We start from the raw sequence: 21,608 nt of genomic DNA on the forward strand, positions 1-21,608 counted from the left end.
CTTGCAGGTCCGCGCCATTTTCCAGCGCTTCGCGATAGGCACCGACCCGGCCGCCCAGCGCACCCATCATTCGCCCGACATGCTTGCCGACCACCATCTCTCCGATACCGATCTGGCGCAATTGCCCGTCCATGTCGGAAATAAAAATTTCGGTCAGCCATGCAATATCCTGACCCCGCTCCTCGTCTTTTTCCAGCCGGATCATGACCAGAGCGAATATCGCGGCGATCATGTCGAACCGGCCGTCGATACTATCCGGGACCTGACCTTCCTCATACCAGGCGATCTGCCGTCCTTCGCGGACAATTGCCTCGTATAAGGGGCGCATGGCGGCGTTGGATTTGTCTTTGGAAAATATCTTGCTGAAAAATGACATTGCTGGTTCCGCTGGTTGGATCGCAAGTTTATGGACGATCGGGTCGTTTGTTAAGTCTGGATACAGGGCATATTGATATTTATCGCCCGAGATGCAATGGGCGATGACAAGTCAGGCAACCGATATGGTGCTGGCTTTATAGTGGAGAATGAGTTCGATGGTCGGCAATATCAAAAAACACAGCTTGTGGCTTGGGCTAATGGCTGGTGCCATGACGATGGCGGGATGCACCCAGGTGCGCGGTCATCAGGGATATATTGCCGATGAAGTGCTGATGTCGGCCGTTCAGGCAGGCATCGACAACCGGCAGTCGGTCGAGGCATCGCTCGGTCGCCCGACCTTTACCGGCCAGTTTGATGATAATACCTGGTATTATCTCTCCCGCGATACCCGCCAATATGGTTTTAACGTCCCGCGACCCCGCGACCAGCAGGTGATGCGCGTGCAATTTGATGCCGCCGGAAATGTGATCGCGGTTGACCGCACGGGTCTGGAACTGGTCGCGAGCATCAGCCCGGATGGCGACAAGACGCCGACTCTGGGTCGTGACCGCTCCTTTTTCGAAGAATTATTCGGCAATATCGGTGCTGTTGGTGCAGCGGGCGCGGGCGGCCCAAGCAACGATCCAACAAACCCCTAACGCCTAATCCCATATTCGCCCCGGCGGTCGCCCTTATTTGGCGATACCGCTGGCGGCGAGTACTGCCAATGTAACCAGTTCCGATGCGGTTGACGCCATGGTCGCAATCTGCACCGATTTTTCCAGTCCGACCAGCATCGGTCCGATAACCGAATCACCGCCCAGTTCGCGCAGCAATTTTGCTGACAGATTTGCCGATTGCAGGCCAGGCATGACCAGCACGTTGGCGGGTTGTGACAAGCGGCTGAACGGATAGTTGGCCATCAGCTTGGGATTGAGGGCAACGTCCGGCGCCATTTCACCTTCATATTCGAAAGTAACACGCCGCTGATCGAGGATTGCCACGGCTTCGCGAAGATTCTCCAGCCAGCGTCCTTCGGGATTGCCGAAGGTCGAATAGCTGAGAAAGGCAACGCGCGGCTCGTGGCCCATTTGCCGGGCTACTGCTGCCGTCTGCTCGGCGATATCCGCCAGTTCATGAGCCGTTGGCCGTTCGTTGACCGTTGTGTCGGCCATGAACACAGTATGATGCTGGCCGACCATGACATGGATACCAAAAGCGGTGCGGCCTTTTTCGACATCGATCACTTTGGCGACATCGCGGAAAGATTGCGAATAAGGACGGGTAACCCCGGTGATCATTGCGTCACCCTGGTCCATGGCGAGCATGGCGGAACCGAATATGTTGCGGTCCTGATTGACCATGCGCTTGATATCGCGCTCCATGTAGCCGCGACGGTGGAGACGCTCGTACAGCATATTCACCATGTCCGGCACCAGCGGGCTGTTGCGGCTGTTGTGGACCTCGAAACGGTCCGGATCGCTCACGCCCAGTTCTTTCAGCTTCGCCCGTACGCGATCGTCTCTGCCGACCAGAACCGGCGTGCCGTAGCCGCCGTCCTGGAACTGGATCGCGGCGCGCAGCACAACATCTTCTTCGGCTTCGGCGAAAATAATCCGTTTCGGCGCTACGCGGCAGGCCTGATAGGCTTGTGTGAGGACCGATGTCGTCGGGTTGAGACGCGCCTTCAGACTCTGCCGATAGGCGTCGAGATCCTCGATCGGTTTCTGGGCAACACCGCTATCCATGGCGGCTTTGGCCACTGCCGCCGAAACCACGTCCATCAGGCGCGGATCGAAGGGGGCGGGAATAATATAATCGACGCCGAAGCTGGGTGCCAGTCCGCCATAGGCAACGGCAACTTCTTCTGGAACTTGTTCGCGAGCCAGTTCGGCAATCGCGTGAGCCGCGGCCACTTTCATTTCCTCGTTGATACGGGTTGCCCGGACATCGAGGGCACCGCGGAAGATGAAAGGAAAACCGAGGACATTATTGACCTGGTTGGGATAATCGGAGCGTCCGGTGGCGACAATCGCGTCGGGGCGGGCCGCTTTCGCATCGGGCGGCGTGATTTCCGGATCGGGATTGGCCATCGCAAAGATGATCGGCTGCGGGGCCATGTCTTTGACCATTTCCGGTTTCAGGGCGCCGGCTGCAGACAGGCCGAGGAAAACATCGGCACCCGAAAGCGCGTCTGTCAATGTACGGGCATCGGTGTCGATCGCATGGGCGGATTTCCACTGGTCGACATCGTCGCGACCGCGATAGATCACACCGGTCCTGTCACACATGGTCAGATTGTCATGCGGAACGCCGAGGCTCTTGATCAGCGAGGCGCAGGCAATCGCAGCGGCGCCGGCGCCGTTGACCACAACCTTGATATCCTCGATCTTGCGATCGGTCAGCAGGCAGGCGTTGATGATCCCGGCAGCAGCGATAATCGCGGTGCCATGCTGGTCATCATGAAAAACCGGAATATTCATCCGGTCGCGCAGGGTCTGCTCGATGATGAAACAGTCGGGTGCGGCAATATCTTCCAGATTGATGCCGCCGAAGCTGGGCTCCATGATCTGGACCGCGTTGATGAAGGTCTCCGCGTCCTCGGTGTCGAGTTCCAGATCGATGGCGTCGACATCGGCGAAGCGTTTGAACAATACCGCTTTGCCTTCCATCACCGGTTTGGAGGCAAGTGCGCCAAGATTGCCAAGGCCAAGAATGGCGGTGCCGTTCGAGATGACGGCGACCAGATTGCCCTTTGCGGTATAATCATAGGCTTTCGCGGGGTCCTCTGCGATCGCCCTGACGGGGACGGCGACGCCTGGTGAATAGGCCAGGCTCAGGTCTCTCTGGGTGGCCATCGGCTTCGACGCGATAATTTCGATTTTTCCAGGACGCCCGTGGGAGTGAAAAAGAAGGGCTTCCCGTTCGGAAAAGTCTAGATTGTTATCGTTCTTGTCGGCCAAATTATGTCTCCGTCTATCGTTGATTGGCTTGAATACGCCGTTTGTATCTTCACGTCCCGCAACGCGATCTACTCGCTTTGTCGCCATGCCGCAATATTCAAGTAAATTTCAACAGGATGTGCTTGCTACTCTTTTATGTATCGCTGCACTCGGCTATCGCGAGTGCATGGCAACCCGGACTCAGGACAAAGTGGAAAACACGGTCAAGGACCCTTCGCCGCCATCGGCCAAGGTGACGCCGATGATGGAGCAATATTTCGCGCTCAAGGAAAAGGCGGACGACTGCCTGCTTTTCTATCGGATGGGTGACTTTTTCGAGCTGTTTTACGACGATGCTAAGCTCGCTTCGGCGGCGCTCGATATCGCCCTCACATCACGCGGGAAAAATGCCGGGGATTCGATCCCGATGTGCGGCGTGCCGATCCATGCTGCAGAAAATTATCTGGCAAAACTGATCCGGGCCGGATTCAAGGTGGCGATTGCCGAGCAGATCGAAACGCCGGCCGAAGCCAAAGCACGCGGCGGTTACAAGGCGTTGGTGGCGCGCGATATCATCCGATATGTCACCGCCGGAACGCTAACCGAGGATACTCTCCTCGATGCGCGCAGCGACAATATGCTGGTCGCGCTCGCTCAGGTACAGGGCGAGATCGGACTGGCGGCAGCGGATATATCGACCGGCAGTTTTGAACTGGCGACGATTTCGGACGATGCACTGGACGCCGAACTGGCGCGGCTGGCGCCGTCGGAAATCATCTGTCCGCCCGCGTTGCTGCCAAGAGTCGCAAAGGCAACCGGCTGGAACAAGGATCATTTCGACAACGTCGGAGCGGAACAGCGCCTGCAGGATCATTTCGGGGTGGCGATGCTCGACGGCATGGGCGAATTTTCGCGCGCCGAACTGGCGACGGCGGGCGGTCTGGTTGCGTATGTCCAGCATGTGTCCCAGGGCAATATGCCCTATTTGCATCCACCCAGAAGACGCGAAACACGCGAATTTCTCTCGATTGATGGTCCGACGCGGGCCAGCCTCGAGATTGACCGGACCTTGGCCGGCGCCCGAGACGGCAGCCTGCTCCACGCCATTGACCGCACGGTCACCCCCGCTGGCGCGCGTTTGCTGGCGCGTGATCTGTCCGCCCCCTTGTTCAATGAAAAACAGATCAACCAGCGTCTCGGGCTGGTGCAATGGTTCCATGACGGTTCGGCGGTGCGCGATGATGTGCGGACCGAGCTCAAGGCGTTGCCCGACATTGGCCGGGCGCTGGGCCGTGTCTCGGTTGGGCGGGGCAGCCCGCGCGATCTCGGGCAGATTCGCGATGGCCTGAGCGGCGCGCGGATCTTGCGCGAGCGGCTGACGATGGTCGCCGGCTTGCCGGAACTGCTCGACAATATCCTGCCGGCGCTCGATGGCCATGGCGAACTGGTCGACTTGCTGGAGCGGGCGCTGGTCGAGGCCCCGCCAACCGATATGACCAATGGCGGCTATATCGCGCAGGGTTTCGATCCGGCGCTTGATGAGCTGCGCAGTGCCGGTTCAGATGGCCGCAAATCGATCGCGATACTGGAAGCGCGCTATCGCGAGGCAACCGGAATCAATACGCTCAAGATCAAGCATAATGCGGTGCTCGGCTATTTTATCGAGGTTCCCGCCCGGCATGGCGACAGCCTGATGGCGGAAAATTCCGGTTTCACCCATCGCCAGACGCTGGCCGGTGTCGTGCGCTTCAACTCGACCGATCTGCATGAAGAAGCTGCCCGGGTATCACAGGCAGGTGCGCATGCTCTGGCTGCCGAAGCCGCGCATTTCGAGGAGCTGGTCGAAAAGGTTCTGGCACGCAAGCACGAGATTGGAGAAAGCGCGGACGCGCTCGCCCGGATCGACGTCTCTGCGGCGCTGGCCGAACGCGCCGCCGAGGGCCAATGGTGCCGCCCCGAATTTGTAGACGGCAATATTCTGGATATCCAGGCCGGTCGTCATCCGGTGGTCGAAGCCGCCCTGTCGGCCAAGGGCGATCCCTTTGTCGCCAATGACTGTTGCCTGGCGCAGGACGAACGTCTGTGGCTGGTCTCCGGTCCCAATATGGGCGGTAAGTCGACTTTCCTGCGGCAAAACGCGCTAATCGTTATCCTTGCCCAGGCAGGCGGGTTCGTGCCGGCTTCATCGGCTAAGCTCAGCCTTGTAGACCGCCTGTTCAGCCGCGTCGGCGCGTCCGACAATCTGGCGCAGGGCCGTTCGACATTCATGGTCGAGATGGTCGAGACCGCCGCGATCCTGTCGCAAGCGACCGAGCAAAGCTTTGTCATCCTTGACGAAGTGGGCAGGGGAACCTCGACCTATGACGGGCTTGCGCTCGCATGGGCGGTGGTCGAGGCGGTGCACGAAACCAACCGGTGCCGCTGCCTGTTTGCAACCCATTATCACGAGCTCACGCGACTGGCCGACCGGCTCGACGCGCTGTCGCTCCATCATGTTCGCGCCCGCGAGTGGAAGGGCGATCTGGTGCTGCTCCACGAACTGGCCAAAGGTCCGGCGGACCGCAGCTATGGTCTGGCGGTGGCGAAACTGGCAGGAATCCCCAAACCGGTGCTCAATCGCGCCAAATCGGTGCTCGACAAGCTAGAGGCCGGCAAGGCGGAAACCGGGGGGCTGGCCGCCGGTCTCGGCGATCTGCCGCTATTTGCCGCCAGCCTTGCAGATGTTGAAGAAAAATCGGATGATCTGCGCGTGGCGCTGGGAGCGATTGATGTCGACGCGCTGTCCCCGCGGGAAGCGCTGGACCAGCTCTATGCGCTGAAAGCACAGCTTGAACAGGAATGACGACATGAAAAAATGGATCGTGATATTGCTGGCCGTGGCCATCGCCGGTGGCGGCGCCTTTGTCTATTATGCCCGCAGCAACAATAGCGAGCCGCTTGCGGTCGGTGCAACCGCGCCCGCTTTCGTCACTGTCGGTGCGCTCGCCGGCCAAGAGTTTCAATTCTCGCTGGCCGACAAGCTCAAGGACGGCCCGGTCGTGCTCTATTTCTTTCCCAAGGTCTTCACCGAAGGCTGCACGATCGAGGCCAATATGTTCGCCGACGCCACCGCAGAATTCAACGCCGCCGGTGCCACCGTCATCGGCATGTCGGGCGACGATATCGAGGGGCTGAAGAAATTCTCGGTCTCCGAATGCCGCGACAAATTCGCGGTTGCCCGCGCCGATGACAAGATTATCGAAGCCTATCAGGTCCGCATGTCACCGGGGCTCGCGATGACCAACCGGACCAGCTATGTTATCGACCGGGAAGGCAAAATCGTCTTCGTCCACAGCGCAACAAAACCGCAGGGCCATGTGACCGGCACGCTGGCAAAGGTAAAAGCGCTCTCCAAAAGCTGATTAAATACTTGCTTTTGCCGCGCGGCTAGACAGAAAGACCCTCATGAACGATCACGCACCAGATCCAGCCATGCTTGCCAAAGCAGAAACGCTCACCGACGCGCTGCCCTATATGCAGCGCTATGCCGGCAAGACCTTTGTCGTCAAATATGGCGGCCACGCGATGGGCGACGCCCGGCTGGCGCGCAACTTTGCCGAGGATATCGTCCTGCTGAAGGCGGTCGGGATCAACCCGGTCGTCGTGCACGGCGGCGGACCGCAAATCGGCGCGATGCTCGAACGGATCGGCGTAGAGAGCAAATTTGTCGACGGTTTGCGGGTCACCACAAAGGAAACCGCGGAAATTGCCGAAATGGTCCTGTCCGGCGCGATCAACAAGGAACTGGTCAGCTGGATCGAGCAGGCCGGCGGCAGCGCTATCGGCATTTCCGGCAAGGATGGCGGCTTTGTCAAAGCAACGAAATTGCGGCGCACCGAACGCGATCCGGACAGCAATATCGAACGGATCATCGACCTCGGCTATGTTGGCGAACCGAAGAAAGTGGATCGCAGTGTGGTCGACATGATTTCAACCGCCGGCATGATCCCGGTGATCGCGCCCATCGGTGTCGGCGAAGACGGAGCGACCTATAATATCAACGCCGATACGATGGCCGGTGCAGTGGCTTCGGCCCTGCGCGCCGCGCGCCTGTTCCTGCTGACCGATGTTCCCGGCGTCCTCGACAAACAGGGCGAGTTGCTGACCGACCTTGACCCGAAGAAAATCCAGGCGCTGGTCGACGAAGGCACGATTTCCGGCGGGATGATCCCGAAGCTGGAAACCTGCGTGAAGGCAGTGCAGGAAGGCGTCGATGCCGCAGTCGTGCTCGATGGCCGCATTCCGCATGCGATGCTGCTCGAAATTTTCACCAGCAAGGGCGCTGGTACGCTGGTCAAGGACGATATTCATTCGGTTGAATAATCGCACGGCTGTGTTATATTGTTGATACAGTAAATTACTGGCGTTACCGGCGACAAACCTCTAGCCGCTATGCCAGATTATCGATAAAGGGTCCGTCCATGGCATTCGCAATTCTTCAAATCATCGCAATCCTGCTCAACGTGGCGATAACCGTCATCATTGTGCAGGCGATCATGAGCTGGCTGCTCGCGTTCAACGTCATCAACCTGCAAAATGAAATCGTCAACGCGATCTGGACGACACTGGACGCGCTCACCGCGCCGATCTATCGCCCGATCCGCAAGATCATGCCGGATTTCGGCGCGATTGACCTGACCCCGATGGTTGTGATCATCGCTATCATCATCCTCCAGGACGCAATTTTGCCACCTCTGGCGCAAGCGCTGCTCAGTTGACCACGGCCCATATCATTGACGGCAAGGCTTTTGCCGCCGGTCTTCGCGAACGGATCAAGGACGCGGTTCCCGCTTTTGTAAAGCAGGCTGGTCGCGCGCCGGGTCTGGCCGTGGTTCTGGTCGGCGAAGATCCTGCCAGTCAGGTCTATGTCGCGTCCAAGCACAAGGCGACGATTGCTGCGGGCATGGAAAGCTTCGAGCACCGGTTGCCCGCAGATGCCGCGCAGGACGATCTGCTCGCTTTGATCGAGCAACTGAATGCCGACGAGACGGTGGACGGAATATTGGTTCAGCTGCCTCTGCCAGCAGGTCTCGATGAAAAAGCCGTAGTCATGGCGATCGATCCGGACAAGGATGTCGACGGTCTCCACGTGATCAACGCCGGCCGGCTGGCCAATGGCGAGGAAGCACTCACCCCGTGCACACCGCTCGGCAGCCTGATGCTGCTGAAAGATACATTGGGTGACCTGACCGGTCTCGATGCCGTCGTGGTCGGCCGCTCGATCCTGGTTGGTAAGCCGATGGCACAACTGCTGCTCGCTGAAAATTGTACCGTTACCATGGCGCACAGCCGGACCCGGGACCTTCCCGACGTCGTCCGCCGCGCCGATATTGTCGTAGCAGCCGTTGGCCGCGCCGAGATGGTCAAGGGTGACTGGCTGAAAGACGGCGCTGTCGTGATCGATGTCGGTATCAACCGGCTGGAAGCCGCTCCAGGCGAGAGCAAGGGCCGTCTGGTCGGCGATGTCGCCACCGCTGAAGCGCTCGATCATGTTCGTGCGATTACGCCGGTTCCGGGAGGGGTTGGCCCGATGACCATTGCGGTGCTATTGCGCAATACTCTGGTCGCTGCATCCGCGCGCGCCGGACTGGAGAAACCGGAGGGCTTGTAATGCGCCTATTTGCCGTAGTCGGAATTGCACTGATGCTTTCGAGCTGTGCCAGCGGCGGCGGGCTTAACGACCGCGAGCGCTATAATCGCGTGATCGGAAAGCCGGTCGCCAACCCCAGTGCCATCGTCAAAGCCGAATTGTCCTTCGCCCGTCTGGCGCAGGAAAAGGGTCAATGGTCCGCATTTCGCGAAACCGCAGACGATGCGGCGATCATGTTCACGCCCGAACTGGTCAACGCGCAGCAATGGCTGAAAGGCAAAGCCGATCCGGCGCAGGCTGTCGACTGGCAGCCGCATAAAATCTTCATGTCCTGCGACGGCAGTATCGGTGTGTCGACCGGCGCCTGGCAAAGCGCAAATGGTACCACCGGCCATTTCACCACCATCTGGCATCAGGATGATTTCGGCAAACGCAAGCCGAGCAAGGACGTCTCGTGGAAGTGGATATTTGATGATGGTGTGCCGCTGGCCACGCCGCTTGCCGAACCCGATTATGTCGAGACCGAAGTGGCTTCGTGCAAGGCTGATCATCGTACCGCTAACGCGCCTGCCGGCTTGACGACGAGTGGCAAATCCGGGGCTTCGGTTGACGGCAGCCTGTTGTGGAGCGCTGCTTTTACCGCCGATGGTTCGCGCATAGTCTTTGTCGATCTCGCTCAAGCCGATGGCAGTTTCAAGCGGGTGCATGAATATACGGTCGCGGCGCCAATCTCATGATCGAGCTGTTCATCTCTGCCTTCATCACCTTTTTCGTGGTGATTGATCCGCCCGGCTGCGCGCCTATTTACGCCAGCCTGACCAGCAGCGCGCCGGAGCGCGAGCGCCGGATCATGGCCATTCGCGCCATTCTCGTCGCCGCAATCATTTTGCTGGTCTTTGCCCTGTTCGGAGAACAGATGCTGAGTGCACTCGGCATCAGTCTCGACAGTTTCCGGATCGCCGGCGGTATCATGCTATTCCTGATCGCTCTGGAAATGGTGTTCGAGAAACGCACCGAACGGCGCGAGGACCGCGCGCAGGAGATTATCGAACAGCCCGAGATCGAGGATGTATCGATCTTCCCGATGGCGATGCCGATGATTGCCGGACCGGGGTCAATTGCCGCAGTGATGCTGCTGACCTCCCAGCATGATGGCATCGACAATGCGCTGGTCATTCTCGGCGCTCTGGGATCGGTATTGTTGCTGACGCTGATCGGATTGCTTGCTGCCGGACCGCTGATGCGGATATTGGGCAACAAGGTCGAGGCCGTCATCACCCGGGTTCTGGGTGTGCTCCTCGGCGCGCTGGCAGTGCAATTTGTCATCGACGGACTGAACGCGAGTTTCTGATTACCGCTTCGCCGTCACCCGGTGATCACGCCTTTGCCGGATAGCAACGTGTAGGCGCGATCTGCCAGTGACGGATTGACGATTAGCCGACGGAGCAATTTTTGCGGGCTTTCGTCTCTTCCGCTGCCATAGGCTGCGACAAGTCGGTCCCATGATACACGCGACTCCGCTATCCGGTCGTTCTTGGCATAGACCATGGCCATAGCAACGTCATAATAGGGGCCAACGCCGGTGCTGGACGGAATGATTTTCTCGGCCAAAGTCAGGGCTTCCTTATCCTTTCCCTCTGCCAGCAAAGTCAGCACGAGCCCCGTTTCAGCAACGATCGAGCCTCGCGGATCCAAGGCGATCGCCCGTCTCAGATATTGGCTTGCCTCGGGATCGTTGCAGCCAAAGAGATTGGCGCCGGTCTCTGCCTGAATCGATGCTTCATAAGGGTCCAGAGCAACTGCTATTTGGGCAAGTTCTTTTCCGCGAGCACAACTGCCATTGAAGAAACTGGATCTGGCGAGAGCGAAGACTGCGGCTGAATCCTCTCGGCCGCGAACCATCGCACGGCGAGCAAATTGCAATCCTGCTTCGGGATCCGGTTTTCTGCCGGTGGCCTCTTCCCGCAAAAAGGACATGAATGAAGCAGCGGCAAGAATGCGACTGTCCAGTGGGTCAACCTCCAGCGATTTTTTGATGCAGGACTCGACCACTGGCAATAGTTCCGGATCTCTGTTGGCGCGGTAGTTTTCGAAACGAAGCAGGCAGGCATAGCCTATCATCGCATCGTCGGGCAGGTTTTTGCGTTGGTCGGCAGCGACTACGCCATAAACCCCGGCAACGCGGCTGACTATCGGACCAAGCTTTTCGGGATAATCCGCAGCTGAGTCAGGTACAGCAATTGTCGTCGACCAGATTGTTTCGTTTTCCGCCAGCGAGCGTAGGGACAATATGACTTCGGGACCGCTCGGGCCAGCTACCAATCGGCTGTCAAACTGATAGGCATTCTGTTCCTCTCCAGCGGCGATGCTGGATATTTCTCCTGCCGCCAGCCTTAACTGTGACGAACTGGAAAAGGCATTTTCCAGAAACAGCCGGATTTCGGTGTCAGTGCCAAGCTCCTTTTCCGCAGTTGCGCTCTCCGAGGACGAAAAATAAATCTTCGGAGGCAGGGTATAATCCTGCGATGCGCTCTCGGCACCGGATATCTTCCGGTCGAAGCTGTTCAGCGACCAGACCAGGCCTATTCCCACGATCAGGAGAAATGCCGCCAGTCCTAGAGTTGTCTGCCGGTTGCTGAACCATCGGTCCATTTCAGCTTCGACCGGTGAGATAGCAGATATTTCCTCGACATCCGGCTCTGTGCTGCCCGGCTGTTCTTCCAGCGCGGCATCGTCCATCTGAATTTCGACGGCATAATGGCCAATTGGTATCCGCAGCCGTTCTTCTCTCCCCATTGCGGCATAATGGGCCGCCAACATCTTCCGCAACCTTCCCACCTGTACACGGGGGTAGCTGTCGGCCTGGACATCGAAATCTTCCGTGCGACCCAGCCCGTCGACCGCAATCTGATATGCCTTTGGCGGGGTTTCCGGGTTGGAAATCGACTGATCAACCAGATAGCGGAGAAGTTGGGACATTACTGGAGAACGGACGAAATCCGAGGATTGCAGAAGTGAATCGGCTTCTGCGCGGAGCAATCTGGTTCGTCGCTCACCTGCTTTCGACGAGTACATTATTCCATTCTCTCCGGCATCGCGCCTTTTGTCAAAACTCCGGAACATCGGACCGGGAGAACCATCATTTGAATTCCACCCAGTCTCGAAGACTGATCCAGCCCTCACTGCCTACAATGATGTGATCGTGAACGGTTAACCCGAGCTCCTTTCCGGCTTTGACCAGCCTGAGCGTGGCATCGATATCGTTCTCGCTCGGTTTCGGATCACCGGAAGGATGATTATGCGCAAGAATGAGCGCTGTCGCGTTCAGAGCGAGCGACCGTTTCAGAATTTCGCGCGGGTAAATGGGCGCTTCGGAAATAGTGCCTCTGCTGACAACTTCATCGCTGATGAGCCGGTTTTTGCTGTCCAGAAACAACACCCGTACCTCTTCCACCGGCAAACGCGCCATGGCGACGACAAGATATTCGATCACGTCAGCAGCTTTGGAAAGGGAAATACGGTCGATCATCTCGTCCTTGAACGAGACCAGCATGGCTTCGTGCACCAACGACAAGATTGCCTTCGCGGGGCTACTTTCCGTTGTCCGGCTATGGGCGTGCAATGCTCCTCCGATGGAGCCGAATTCTGCAATAAGTCCGCCGGCTACAGCGGAAGCATTGTCTATTTTTGCGACAAGGAAAAGTCGCTCCAGGATTTGTCGACCCCGAATTGCCGAAGGCGTTGCTGATGCCGGTAGGTGCCGACCACCAACACTAGCAGCATCGGATAAGCCCATATTGCCACCACTATTCCATAAGCTTGAGGTAGAAGCTCTGGAATAATTATTATTGGTAAGTGCGTTAGCACTTGTATCGACTGCATGGCGCATAACCATATTGTCCAAAACCTCTCAGCATTTAACGCAAGATAGTAAAAGCAAACCAACATTGCGGAGTCGACGAGAAATATCCTCACCTCGAGATGAGAAAATCGTTCGGTGACAGGAGAGGCGACCGCGAGCGTCAAAATGAAGCCAACAAGAAAAATGATAACTGCAAAACGCTCTGGGCGACCGCCCCTTATCAAACCGTAGCTGAAGCAAATTATCAGCAGCGCTTGAAACAATTGAATTCTTGCCATGCGGCACTCCACCAAAAATTGGTGAAATGGTCAAGCTCCGCTTGGTTCAAGCGCAAGTAACCGCATGTGGATAAACAGTTGCCGTTTCTGAAAGTTCTGCTTTTGACGGAGGACATTCCAATCCATCGCCCCAGCTGACGGTACGCAATCCGGCGTCTTCGCGATCTTCAGTCAAATGGGCATGGGCTTCCACGACTTCCCGGTAAGAGCGCGCTGTTTGCGCGGCTGCGGCGATCAGTTTTTCGGATGCATCAATTCCTGCGGTCAGCGAAAAACGCGTTCCCGGTGCGAGACGTGCAGCAGCGATGCTGCTCATCAGTTCGCCCATCTGGATCATCGTCAAATTGAGGGATTTTTCGACTTCGTTAATTTTCTTGGCAATCGGACGGGCGGCTTCGATACGTTGATTCAACATGTGATTCTCCAGACGCCGGATGACCCCGACGTCGACTTGTGACCAAATTTACAGAGAATTAGCTTAGGCTGATCAACCGGCTCACAAGCATAGCTGCGAGACAGACAAAGGCGAATGCGAAGGCTAGTTTGACCGACAGGTCAGCGATAGCCCAGATCCGTGCTCCCTTGCTTAAATCATTACCCAATTCTCCCTGCTTGCGGAACGGCACAGACAGGGGTGGATTGGGGGACGTTGCATAAGACTGGTAAGTCGCCTGCATTTCCCTGACCCTATCCCGGTCCGGTGACGCTGCCTGTTGTCCAGGCAGGGGATAAATTGCGTCGGAATTGGGCTTTGGGACAATGCCAATATTCTTGGGTACAAAAAATTTGTGAGCGATTCCCTCATGGTCAGCCAGCATGCGGGCCGCCGCTTTGCTGCTGGTTACCTGCAGTTTTTGCCGAGCCGAACGCAAACGTTCGTTGATAATATTGGGAGTCACGCCGCCAACCTGTGCGGCGGTTTTGGCATCGTGACCCTGCAAAAGGAGGTGAAGGGCCTCTTTTTCCTTCTCGTTCAGGTCATCGCAAGGCGTACTGGTCATCCGTCATTCATAAATCAGGCAGGGCGATATTGCAAAAGAGATCGACAAGATAAATTGCATCCGGGGTGTTGCGTTGGCTCAAAGCCGGTTTTGTCTCTGATTAGATAGGGTAAATTCAGATGTTACCGCTAAAAATAGTTAAGAAAAACCGACATATCTTTGATATGCTGAACGGGTTTTTGCCGCTTATACGGCGGCGGCGTTAACCTGTTACCCTATTTTCCTCCGGTGAAACGGTTTGAAACTCGAGAAAGCTATCGGATCGGCGCATAACCAATGGCGTTCGGTTGGAAGCTCCGGGCAATGGTGTGTTCGAAATGGCGGTGAGATGGTTCCGGTCCCCCTGGATTCAGGTCCGCCCTTTTATAAACGACTATTGATGAAGCGAATGGAATATTCTGGTCAATATTCTCTCGCTACGACGAGTTCCCATCCGATCTAAACGAAGTGGTCGGTCCCGATGCACCTCGTTTAGGTTATCTCTCCGGGTCGATCGACCTTCTCCCAAGCAATGGTCGACCCGGAATTGATAGCCGCTTCCTACGCGAGTTCGACTGAATTTGCCTTGTCATTGTCAGGATAGGGCTTGGAGCCCAAAACTTTATTTGGCGACCAGCAAGAATTTTGCGGTCGATTGAGATTGAATGGAAAAAATGAAACGTCGTAGATTAAATCTGAACCGCAGAGAAAAGGAATTGTTTCTCGGACATGTCGTGGCGTGGGGTACCATTGTCACGGCTTTGACTCTGGCAATTTCCTTGGCCCCCAGCATCGCTGCCGAAGAGGGGCAGTCCAGCGGCTCGGCGTCTGACTTGATGTAATCCGGCGCCCGCATCATTGCGTCAGACGTGGTGATACGACTCTATAATCTACGCGCTTCATCAACCAGCATCACCGGGATCCCGTTCCGTATCGGATAGGCCAGACCCGCCGTTTCGCTGATCAGTTCTTGCGCTTCGATATCATGGACAAGCGGTCCGCGGCTTATCGGGCAAACCAGTATTTCCAGCAGCTCGGGATCAATTGCCCGCTTTCCACTGGTTGTGGCCCCATCCGTCATTGTAACGTGACCCGGTCATCATCACCATCCTGTCGGCCGAAAAATTCCAGCAGCTGGATGATCAGCTCGGCGCGATTGGCCAGGCCATCGACCTCGAGCAGCGCCTGTTTCGAAGCGGCATCGAAAGGCGCAATCTGTGCGATACCGTTGACAAAGGCCATGTCGTCGAGCCGCCCGATACTGTCCCAGTCGACCTGATAGCCCTGTAGATCCGCAAATTTCCGCGATTCGATCTCCAGTGCGGCGCGTTCGGCGCTGGCCAGCACTTCGTCCAGTTCCTGATCGTCCTCGATTTCGGCCATTACCTGGCGAAACGCTGTCGACGCGTCGATCTCCTCGACAACGCGGAACCGGGCGACACCTTCCAATACGACATTGAAGCGGCCGTCATCCAGCGCCTCGATGTCGATGATCTTGCCGAGGCAGCCGATGTCGAACAGGGCAGGGTGTTTGCCCGCCTCCTTCGGCTGGATCATCCCGATCTTCCGGTCGCGCGCCATCGCGTCGTTGATCAGCGCGCGATAGCGTTCCTCGAATATGTGCAGCGGCAGATGCATGCCGGGAAACAGCAACGCTCCGGACAGCGGGAAGATAGAGAGTCTTTTGGTTTCGCTCATCCGAACAGCACGGCGCTGAGCTTGCGGCGGGTGGCTGCAACCCATTCATCCTCAAGGCCGACCATTTCGAACAGCGAGAGCAGTTTCAGACGTGCCGCGCCATCGTTCCATTCCTTGTCGGCAGCAATGATGGTGAGCAGATTCTCGGCAGCACCGTCATGGTCGCCGGTAGCGATCAGCGCGCTAGCGAGGTCGAACCGCGCCTGATGGTCCTTGCCATTGGCAGCGACCGCCGCCTTCAAGGCTTCCAAAGCGGCAGCATCCGGTTTGTCCTTGGCCAGCTGCAGGGTTGTCTGCGCCCGTTCGATAGCGGGTTCGCTGCGGAGTTCCTCCGGCAATCCGGCGAGCGCTGCTTCTGCTTGCTCTATATGGTCCGCCGCAACCAGCGCGCGAATCAGCCCGCCGACAGCCTCGACATTATCAGGCGCCATATCGGCGATCTGCGCGAAAATGCCGGCAGCACGCTCGGCATCGCCTTCACCCAGGACTTCTTCGCCCATGGCGAGCAGGGGCGCGACATCCTGTTCGGGTTCAGCTCCACCGCCAACCGGCAGCTTCTCGAGCAGCTGATCGAGCATCGAGGACAATTGGCTCTCGGTACGGGCGCTGGTTAGGTCGGCCACAGGCTTGCCCTGAAAAATCGCATAGACGGTCGGGATCGACTGCACCTGGAATTGTGCGGCGATAAATTTATTCTCGTCGACATTGAGCTTGGCCAATATAACGCCGCGATCCGCATATTGCGCGGCAACCTTCTCGAGCACCGGCGTCAGTGCCTTGCACGGCCCGCACCATTCTGCCCAGAAATCGAGGATGACGAGCTTGTCCATGCTTGGTGTCACGACTTCCCGCTGGAAGACTTCTACCGCTTTCTGTTCTTCGACTGTCAGTCCTGCTGTTGCCACATCATGCTCCTGTTATGGCGCCGGACCAATGCCCCGGCCCGCGCCCAAATCGTTTATCTACTGGGCTTTATGTGGGGTCCGGCGCGCCAATGCCAAGGATATTTTTGCATTTGTAGTGAACTAGGGTGTGATTGGGGCTTGCGGGGTATAAAAACCCATGCTAACCGCGCGCCTCAACTGCTGCTGACCAAGTGATTACCCAAGTGTCACAGCAACGCCGAGCGGGCGTAGCTCAGGGGTAGAGCACAACCTTGCCAAGGTTGGGGTCGAGAGTTCGAATCTCTTCGCCCGCTCCAGATTTTCTAAGAAAATCAGTAACTTGCTAGGGCATTCAAAAATGCCTCTCGGGCTAAAAAAGCTCGGGCTACAACCGGGCTACAACCGATTGCGGAAGCTTTGATGTCCGAAAATTCGGCTAGTGGCTATCGCGAGAATTGAGCGAGGTGCAGCTTCGATGGGATCGCCCACGTTTAGCTGACCGATTCCCGTTTGATGAGGCGGCGGTATCAGCACCCACCCTTCAACCTCTCGCCATTCAAGCGTGAGTCCTGCATCTAGAACAGCGATGACCGATCTCGATCCAGCAACTGCGGCCGCCGCCGACTTCTACGACCAGCACTACGCTTGCTGCAAACCTCTCTTCCTCGAACCCGGAATGAGATGCACACTCGGTAGCCCTGATCGTCCGAAGCACTGCCGCTTCTGTGGCCTCAGCGAACCCGAGGTTCAGTTCAAGACCGATGCCCATGCGCTACCGGCAGCCTTTGGCCGGATCGGCCTGTTCAGCAACTACGAGTGCGACGCCTGCAACAGCTATTTCGGTAAGGGAATCGAGAACGATCTGGGAAACTGGACCAAGCCCATGCGGACGCTCATGCGCATTAAGGGCCGCAGCGGCGTTCCGACCATCAAGGAGCCTGGCGGTGGCAAGGGTTGGCGAGTCGAATACTCCACTGGAGCCTTCCAGCTCAGCGAGTATGAGGGCGACCCCCATTTTACGATCGACGAACAAGCAAAGCAGCTCCGCTTCGAGCTTCACCGCGATCCCTATATCCCGGTCGCCGCACTCAAGGGGCTCGTGAAAATCGGCCTGACCCTGCTTCCTGAAGTCGAGTTGGCCCATTTCTCCGAGACGTTCGACTGGATACGCAACCCCGATCATAGTCAGAGTTTCGTCGCGGAATTTCCAATCATCCGCACCTTCATTTCGGGTCCGATGCCCAACGACAAGGTGACGCTGATGTTGCTGCGCCGCCGGTCGGGCGTCACCACGGTCCCCTATGCCTTCTATGTGATCGGCCTCGGCAACGAGGTGCTGCAAGTCTTCATCCCGTCGCTCTCCCAAGACCAATGCATCAACGGACAACCGCTGAGTCTGGTGCCATTTCCGACACCGGGATCGTTCGACGCGAAGGCTTATGGGCGCCCCAGGGTGAACACCATCGACCTTACAGGGCGGGAAACGGTTCGCGGCGAGAAGGTGCCCGCGACCTTTGGTTTCGACGGCATCGTCCAACCCGAAGCGGATAGCAACGCCGGGGGTGCTGGACAATGATCGCCACGCCGATCGACGTGTGGAACGTCGCAACTTTCGACCAGGGCATTAACGAAAGGCTGCGGGGAGCGTCCGACCTCATACGCAAATACTTTGAGACCGACCGGCGCCAGCAGCGCGAACGCACCCTGTCGCACCATTGCGGCCCGCCCCCGAGCAATCCCTTCGCTGCCGGGTTCCTCAAATTTCAGGAGGAGTTGTCGGCCCAGATCGCTGACCGGACGATCCGAGCCTGGCACTATACGCGCCTGATGGATGATGAGGCTGACGCAATCATCGTGCGCGGTGCGGTGCCCTCGACGCTAGAGACAATCAAGGCCCGCCTCGACCGCCAGGTCGGCGCCGGATTGTTCACCTCCGAGATGGCCGACGCCCTATTCACTGCCAGCCCCTTTCACGGCAGCCAGCACGATGCCCGCGCGGGGAAATTCTGGTTGACGTCTCTTCCAAGGACGATCGACGATGGCGGTGTCGAACTGCTGCTCTCAAGCTGGGGTGGCGAAGCCGTCTATTTTTGGCAGGATGACGAGATGCTCCAGGCGCAACTCGCAACCCTCGGCCGACCAAGAGTGATCGAGGCCGCGGTGCCACTTGCCCTGACCAATCATCGCTATGACGCGAGTTGCGCGCTGGTGGCGAGCTTCGCTCGAACGCTCGGCTGCCAGACCGACACTCCCTCCTTCGACCTCTATGTGACACAGCCACTCGGTCCCGAGGCAATCCTTGCCGTCCACAGTGAGGGGGACATGATCTTCGACCAGATCGGGCGCGGCTATCCTACGGACTTTGCCTCGGACATATAGCGCCGAACGGCTGTGGAACGCTAAACTTCTGGCGCTCGCCCGGCTGGGATCAGATTTCCTTTTCGGGAGCCGAAGCCCTGTAGCCCCACGCCCGCAATCGTCGGGCACGCATGGGTGACTTGCCCGCGATCCGCGTCAGAGCCTCCTGGAGCGATGATTTCATGGACGGGTCTTCGTGCTCGTGGCGTGCGGCGATCTGTAGCGCCGTTTGGACGACCAGACGCAAATCCTTGCCCTCCGTTTCCTCAATCATGGCCTCGAAGGCGTCGATGGTAACATTCGCCAGAAGCCTGACGTCCTCATCCCGCCAAGGCTCGCCTCGGCCAATGGCCAGCAGCACCCCCTTGGGATCGCGCTCATCCTTGAAGCTCGACTGCCGTGCCTCAAACGCGGCTTTCAATGTCGGATCGACAGGCGCGTCCGTTGAAAAATGGTGATAGCTCAAATCGAAGAAGCGGGGATCGTCAGGCTGTGCCGCAGTGTAAGCACGAGCAAGCTCATCAGCCTCATCGTTGCGGCCGAACTCGCGCAAGAACAATATGGTGCCATTGATGTTAAGAGAGTCGATCGTGGCTAGGTTTTCCATTGCGCTCTGGTAAAGCGTATCGAGCACCACTTCGTCGTCGTCCGTCAATGACTCGTGATAGCGGTCCCAAGCTCGGGCGAAACTGTTGTCGCGGCTGTTGCGGTTCAGCGCTTCCTCTAGGATCTTCGCCTCTTTCAGCAAGCGAGCTTCGTCAAAATAGCCGGCCGAAACGCCCTCGAAGATCGTTCGGTCGAAATCGTCCGGGTGCGAGAATGGCAGCGCGGAGAGCTGATCGCGCCATCGCACTATCTCATCTGTGGGGTCGTTGTCGCGATCTTGCATGGCTGCGATGAGCGCATTGTAACTCTGGATAAACTCCATCGGCGGCGCGTGATCGCGCTCAAACACTGCCCAGCCGGACAGCAGGCAAGCTGTGACAGCCTGTGTCAGAACTTCCGGGCGATAGGGTTGCAGATAGCCGGCGAGCCGATGTGCGAGCCGTTCGATCTTCTTGATGACGCGGATATTGGTGATGCCGAGCGCGACAACGCCGCCCCGTAGCAGGGCACTCACGGGCTCATCATCGACGATGGCGATCCTGGCCGCTTCCTCAGCGGTCGGGGCGAACACGATGGATGTGTCGATCGCTTTTTCCAGCAGGCGTTCGAAATCCTTCCGCTTCTCCTGTTCCATCGCTTCATCGTTGAGCAGCAGCACGACACGGCAGTTGCGCTGCTCCTTCAGAAAGGAAACGAGCCCCAATACATCACGCGGCGTCAGATCCACGCCCGCACGTTCGAGATCATCGAGGCAAACGAGCCGGTCGCGCACCAGCAGGAAGGCGGATCGCGCCAGGGCGTTTCCAATCTCGCCAAATCCCACGGCACTGAGAGCCGGGCCGATCCAGCCCCGCGCCTGCCGCCCGACGGATTTTCCTTTCTTGATCAGCGCCCCGAATGTTTCGGCATCGGGGCCGGTAAGCGCCTGTGCGGGTGAAACCGTGCTCTCGAAGATCGCATAGCGCAAGTCGTCGAGTGAATTGAGGCCGAACAGGGAAACGTAGGCATAGTCCTGTTGGTAGAGATCGCCGCTTTCCTGGGCCTTTTCGAGATAATGGCGCCAAGCGTAAGTCTTGCCAACACCCCAGCGCCCCTTGATGCACAGAACCTCAGCATCCTTGCTGGCGAGGAATCGCTGAATCTCTTTGATGACCAATTCTGCGGACATGCCTGCTTCTATCCGGCTCGGGTCGCTGACGGTAGGCCCAAACCGGCAACGGCGGTTCGCGTCCGATTGAAAACACGATGGGCGTGAGGGGAAAGCGTTCCCCTGATCGGGAGCCCGATGGTCTCCCGCTACCCCTTCGAGCGGGGACACCCCGCAACGCCCCGTTCGGCGCCTCCGCGCCGATCCGTAAATCCGTTTGGGCGGATTTGCGTCTTTCCTGAATCTTCGGAGATCGGGCCAGGGCGTTCGCCGGCCCGATCGCGTTTGTTTGTGACTCTCCCCGTCGGTGGGGTGGGCGGGCGCGTCCTTTAGGCCCGCCGCGCCGGGGCGCAACGCGCGGCAAGCCGCGCTTACCTCCTCTGCGTTCCAGCCCTTCGGGTGCGCCCCGGCTCCGCCGGCGGGCCTGCCGGTCGCTCTTTCGCCGCCCACCCCATTCCGGGGTGAGTGCGGTTTGAAGGAGTAAGGAAGATGAACGCTGTTACCCCAACGACCGCTGTTGAGCCTGTGTCGGGCATCGAGATTTTCGTGCCGCTGAACAAGCTCAAGAAGTCCCCCAAGAACGCCCGCAAGGTGCCGCATGGCGAGGCCGCCATCGAGGCGCTGGCCGCTTCCATCGAGCATAAGGGCTTGATCCAGAACCTTGTGATCGAACCGGAAATGAAGAGCGAGAAGCCGACCGGCGCCTATTTCGTCACTGCTGGCGAAGGCCGCAGGCTGGCCTATCTGTTGCGCGCCAAGCGCAAGCAGATCAGGAAGAACCACCCGGTTCGCTGCCGCCTCGACACCGAGAACGACCCGTCCGAGATCAGTCTGGACGAGAACGTGACCCGGACCCCGATGCACCCC

At 58.1% G+C, this 21,608-nt stretch carries 23 protein-coding genes and 1 tRNA gene; 13 read left to right on the forward strand and 11 right to left on the reverse strand.

What is annotated here, in order from left to right; translation table 11 throughout:
- The coding region (locus tag AACZ86_RS15880; RefSeq protein ID WP_339694430.1) for a ubiquinol-cytochrome C chaperone family protein at window positions 1–376 on the reverse strand (376 nt) is incomplete at its 3' end.
- Window positions 377–575: 199 nt separating this feature from the next.
- On the opposite strand from AACZ86_RS15880, the gene AACZ86_RS15885 reads away from it, so the two are divergent.
- Window positions 576–1,016 carry an outer membrane protein assembly factor BamE gene (locus AACZ86_RS15885; RefSeq protein ID WP_339694490.1) on the forward strand — a complete coding sequence of 147 codons (441 nt, stop codon included), beginning with the start codon at window positions 576–578 and terminating at the stop codon, window positions 1,014–1,016.
- A 33-nt stretch (window positions 1,017–1,049) separates the two neighbouring features.
- Here the strand turns inward: AACZ86_RS15885 and AACZ86_RS15890 are convergent, their stop codons facing one another.
- Complete coding sequence (locus tag AACZ86_RS15890) at window positions 1,050–3,320, reverse strand: NADP-dependent malic enzyme (protein WP_339694432.1); 2,271 nt, start codon at window positions 3,318–3,320, stop codon at window positions 1,050–1,052.
- 241 nt (window positions 3,321–3,561) lie between these two features.
- On the opposite strand from AACZ86_RS15890, the gene mutS reads away from it, so the two are divergent.
- The 7 genes from mutS (at window position 3,562) to AACZ86_RS15925 (ending at window position 10,279) form a co-directional block, all read left to right on the forward strand.
- A complete protein-coding gene (gene mutS, locus AACZ86_RS15895) occupies window positions 3,562–6,141 on the forward strand; it encodes a DNA mismatch repair protein MutS (protein ID WP_339694493.1) in 2,580 nt (859 codons plus the stop codon).
- A 4-nt stretch (window positions 6,142–6,145) separates the two neighbouring features.
- Window positions 6,146–6,700 carry a peroxiredoxin gene (locus AACZ86_RS15900; RefSeq protein ID WP_339694434.1) on the forward strand — a complete coding sequence of 185 codons (555 nt, stop codon included), beginning with the start codon at window positions 6,146–6,148 and terminating at the stop codon, window positions 6,698–6,700.
- Between the two features lie 43 nt (window positions 6,701–6,743).
- Window positions 6,744–7,661 carry an acetylglutamate kinase gene (gene argB / locus AACZ86_RS15905; RefSeq protein WP_339694436.1) on the forward strand — a complete coding sequence of 306 codons (918 nt, stop codon included), beginning with the start codon at window positions 6,744–6,746 and terminating at the stop codon, window positions 7,659–7,661.
- A gap of 98 nt (window positions 7,662–7,759) precedes the next feature.
- The gene (locus tag AACZ86_RS15910) at window positions 7,760–8,056 is read left to right on the forward strand and encodes a YggT family protein (RefSeq protein ID WP_339694438.1); all 297 of its coding nucleotides are present in this window, start codon (window positions 7,760–7,762) and stop codon (window positions 8,054–8,056) included.
- On the forward strand, window positions 8,053–8,949 hold the full coding sequence (folD, locus tag AACZ86_RS15915; protein ID WP_339694441.1) for a bifunctional methylenetetrahydrofolate dehydrogenase/methenyltetrahydrofolate cyclohydrolase FolD: 897 nt from the start codon (window positions 8,053–8,055) through the stop codon (window positions 8,947–8,949). Before AACZ86_RS15910 ends, folD begins: the two co-directional genes overlap by 4 nt.
- Window positions 8,949–9,665 carry a hypothetical protein gene (locus AACZ86_RS15920; RefSeq protein ID WP_339694444.1) on the forward strand — a complete coding sequence of 239 codons (717 nt, stop codon included), beginning with the start codon at window positions 8,949–8,951 and terminating at the stop codon, window positions 9,663–9,665. The genes folD and AACZ86_RS15920 overlap by 1 nt, the downstream gene beginning before the upstream one ends.
- On the forward strand, window positions 9,662–10,279 hold the full coding sequence (locus tag AACZ86_RS15925) for a MarC family protein (RefSeq protein ID WP_339694447.1): 618 nt from the start codon (window positions 9,662–9,664) through the stop codon (window positions 10,277–10,279). Before AACZ86_RS15920 ends, AACZ86_RS15925 begins: the two co-directional genes overlap by 4 nt.
- A gap of 14 nt (window positions 10,280–10,293) precedes the next feature.
- Here AACZ86_RS15925 and AACZ86_RS15930 read toward each other — a convergent pair whose 3' ends face one another.
- The 5 genes from AACZ86_RS15930 to AACZ86_RS15950 form a co-directional block, all read right to left on the reverse strand.
- Window positions 10,294–11,907, reverse strand: coding sequence for a hypothetical protein (locus AACZ86_RS15930; RefSeq protein ID WP_339694450.1), 1,614 nt, complete (start codon window positions 11,905–11,907; stop codon window positions 10,294–10,296).
- Window positions 11,908–12,067: 160 nt separating this feature from the next.
- A complete protein-coding gene (gene radC, locus AACZ86_RS15935) occupies window positions 12,068–12,493 on the reverse strand; it encodes a DNA repair protein RadC (protein ID WP_339694453.1) in 426 nt (141 codons plus the stop codon).
- A 116-nt stretch (window positions 12,494–12,609) separates the two neighbouring features.
- Window positions 12,610–13,068, reverse strand: a complete 459-nt coding sequence (locus AACZ86_RS15940) for a hypothetical protein (RefSeq protein ID WP_339694455.1) — start codon at window positions 13,066–13,068, stop codon at window positions 12,610–12,612.
- A gap of 46 nt (window positions 13,069–13,114) precedes the next feature.
- Window positions 13,115–13,483 carry a hypothetical protein gene (locus AACZ86_RS15945; RefSeq protein WP_339694458.1) on the reverse strand — a complete coding sequence of 123 codons (369 nt, stop codon included), beginning with the start codon at window positions 13,481–13,483 and terminating at the stop codon, window positions 13,115–13,117.
- A 58-nt stretch (window positions 13,484–13,541) separates the two neighbouring features.
- Entirely contained in the window at window positions 13,542–14,069 is a 528-nt protein-coding gene (locus tag AACZ86_RS15950; RefSeq protein ID WP_339694460.1) for a LuxR C-terminal-related transcriptional regulator, read from the reverse strand.
- A gap of 644 nt (window positions 14,070–14,713) precedes the next feature.
- On the opposite strand from AACZ86_RS15950, the gene AACZ86_RS15955 reads away from it, so the two are divergent.
- Window positions 14,714–14,890 carry a hypothetical protein gene (locus AACZ86_RS15955; protein ID WP_339694462.1) on the forward strand — a complete coding sequence of 59 codons (177 nt, stop codon included), beginning with the start codon at window positions 14,714–14,716 and terminating at the stop codon, window positions 14,888–14,890.
- Window positions 14,891–14,931: 41 nt separating this feature from the next.
- Here AACZ86_RS15955 and AACZ86_RS15960 read toward each other — a convergent pair whose 3' ends face one another.
- The 3 genes from AACZ86_RS15960 to AACZ86_RS15970 are packed head-to-tail and all read right to left on the reverse strand — an operon-like array spanning window position 14,932 to window position 16,651.
- Window positions 14,932–15,129 (reverse strand): Trm112 family protein, encoded by a 198-nt coding sequence (locus tag AACZ86_RS15960; protein WP_339694464.1) that lies wholly within the window; start codon window positions 15,127–15,129, stop codon window positions 14,932–14,934.
- The gene (locus tag AACZ86_RS15965) at window positions 15,126–15,746 is read right to left on the reverse strand and encodes an LON peptidase substrate-binding domain-containing protein (RefSeq protein ID WP_339694466.1); all 621 of its coding nucleotides are present in this window, start codon (window positions 15,744–15,746) and stop codon (window positions 15,126–15,128) included. The genes AACZ86_RS15960 and AACZ86_RS15965 overlap by 4 nt, the downstream gene beginning before the upstream one ends.
- A complete protein-coding gene (locus tag AACZ86_RS15970) occupies window positions 15,743–16,651 on the reverse strand; it encodes a tetratricopeptide repeat protein (RefSeq protein ID WP_339694468.1) in 909 nt (302 codons plus the stop codon). Before AACZ86_RS15970 ends, AACZ86_RS15965 begins: the two co-directional genes overlap by 4 nt.
- Before the next feature lie 221 nt (window positions 16,652–16,872).
- Between AACZ86_RS15970 and AACZ86_RS15975 the strand changes: the two genes are divergently transcribed.
- The 3 genes from AACZ86_RS15975 to AACZ86_RS15985 all read left to right on the forward strand — a co-directional run bounded on the left by AACZ86_RS15975 (window position 16,873) and on the right by AACZ86_RS15985 (window position 19,009).
- Window positions 16,873–16,947 (forward strand) — tRNA-Gly (locus tag AACZ86_RS15975).
- Between the two features lie 269 nt (window positions 16,948–17,216).
- Window positions 17,217–18,206 carry an HNH endonuclease gene (locus AACZ86_RS15980; RefSeq protein WP_159640254.1) on the forward strand — a complete coding sequence of 330 codons (990 nt, stop codon included), beginning with the start codon at window positions 17,217–17,219 and terminating at the stop codon, window positions 18,204–18,206.
- Window positions 18,203–19,009 (forward strand): hypothetical protein, encoded by an 807-nt coding sequence (locus AACZ86_RS15985; RefSeq protein ID WP_196847020.1) that lies wholly within the window; start codon window positions 18,203–18,205, stop codon window positions 19,007–19,009. The genes AACZ86_RS15980 and AACZ86_RS15985 overlap by 4 nt, the downstream gene beginning before the upstream one ends.
- Before the next feature lie 49 nt (window positions 19,010–19,058).
- Here the strand turns inward: AACZ86_RS15985 and AACZ86_RS15990 are convergent, their stop codons facing one another.
- Complete coding sequence (locus tag AACZ86_RS15990) at window positions 19,059–20,762, reverse strand: hypothetical protein (RefSeq protein ID WP_159640260.1); 1,704 nt, start codon at window positions 20,760–20,762, stop codon at window positions 19,059–19,061.
- Window positions 20,763–21,230: 468 nt separating this feature from the next.
- On the opposite strand from AACZ86_RS15990, the gene AACZ86_RS15995 reads away from it, so the two are divergent.
- The coding region (locus AACZ86_RS15995; RefSeq protein WP_339694487.1) for a ParB/Srx family N-terminal domain-containing protein at window positions 21,231–21,608 on the forward strand (378 nt) is incomplete at its 3' end.

The sequence above is a fragment of the uncultured Parasphingorhabdus sp. genome, assembly GCF_963975735.1.
GTDB lineage: Bacteria > Pseudomonadota > Alphaproteobacteria > Sphingomonadales > Sphingomonadaceae > Parasphingorhabdus.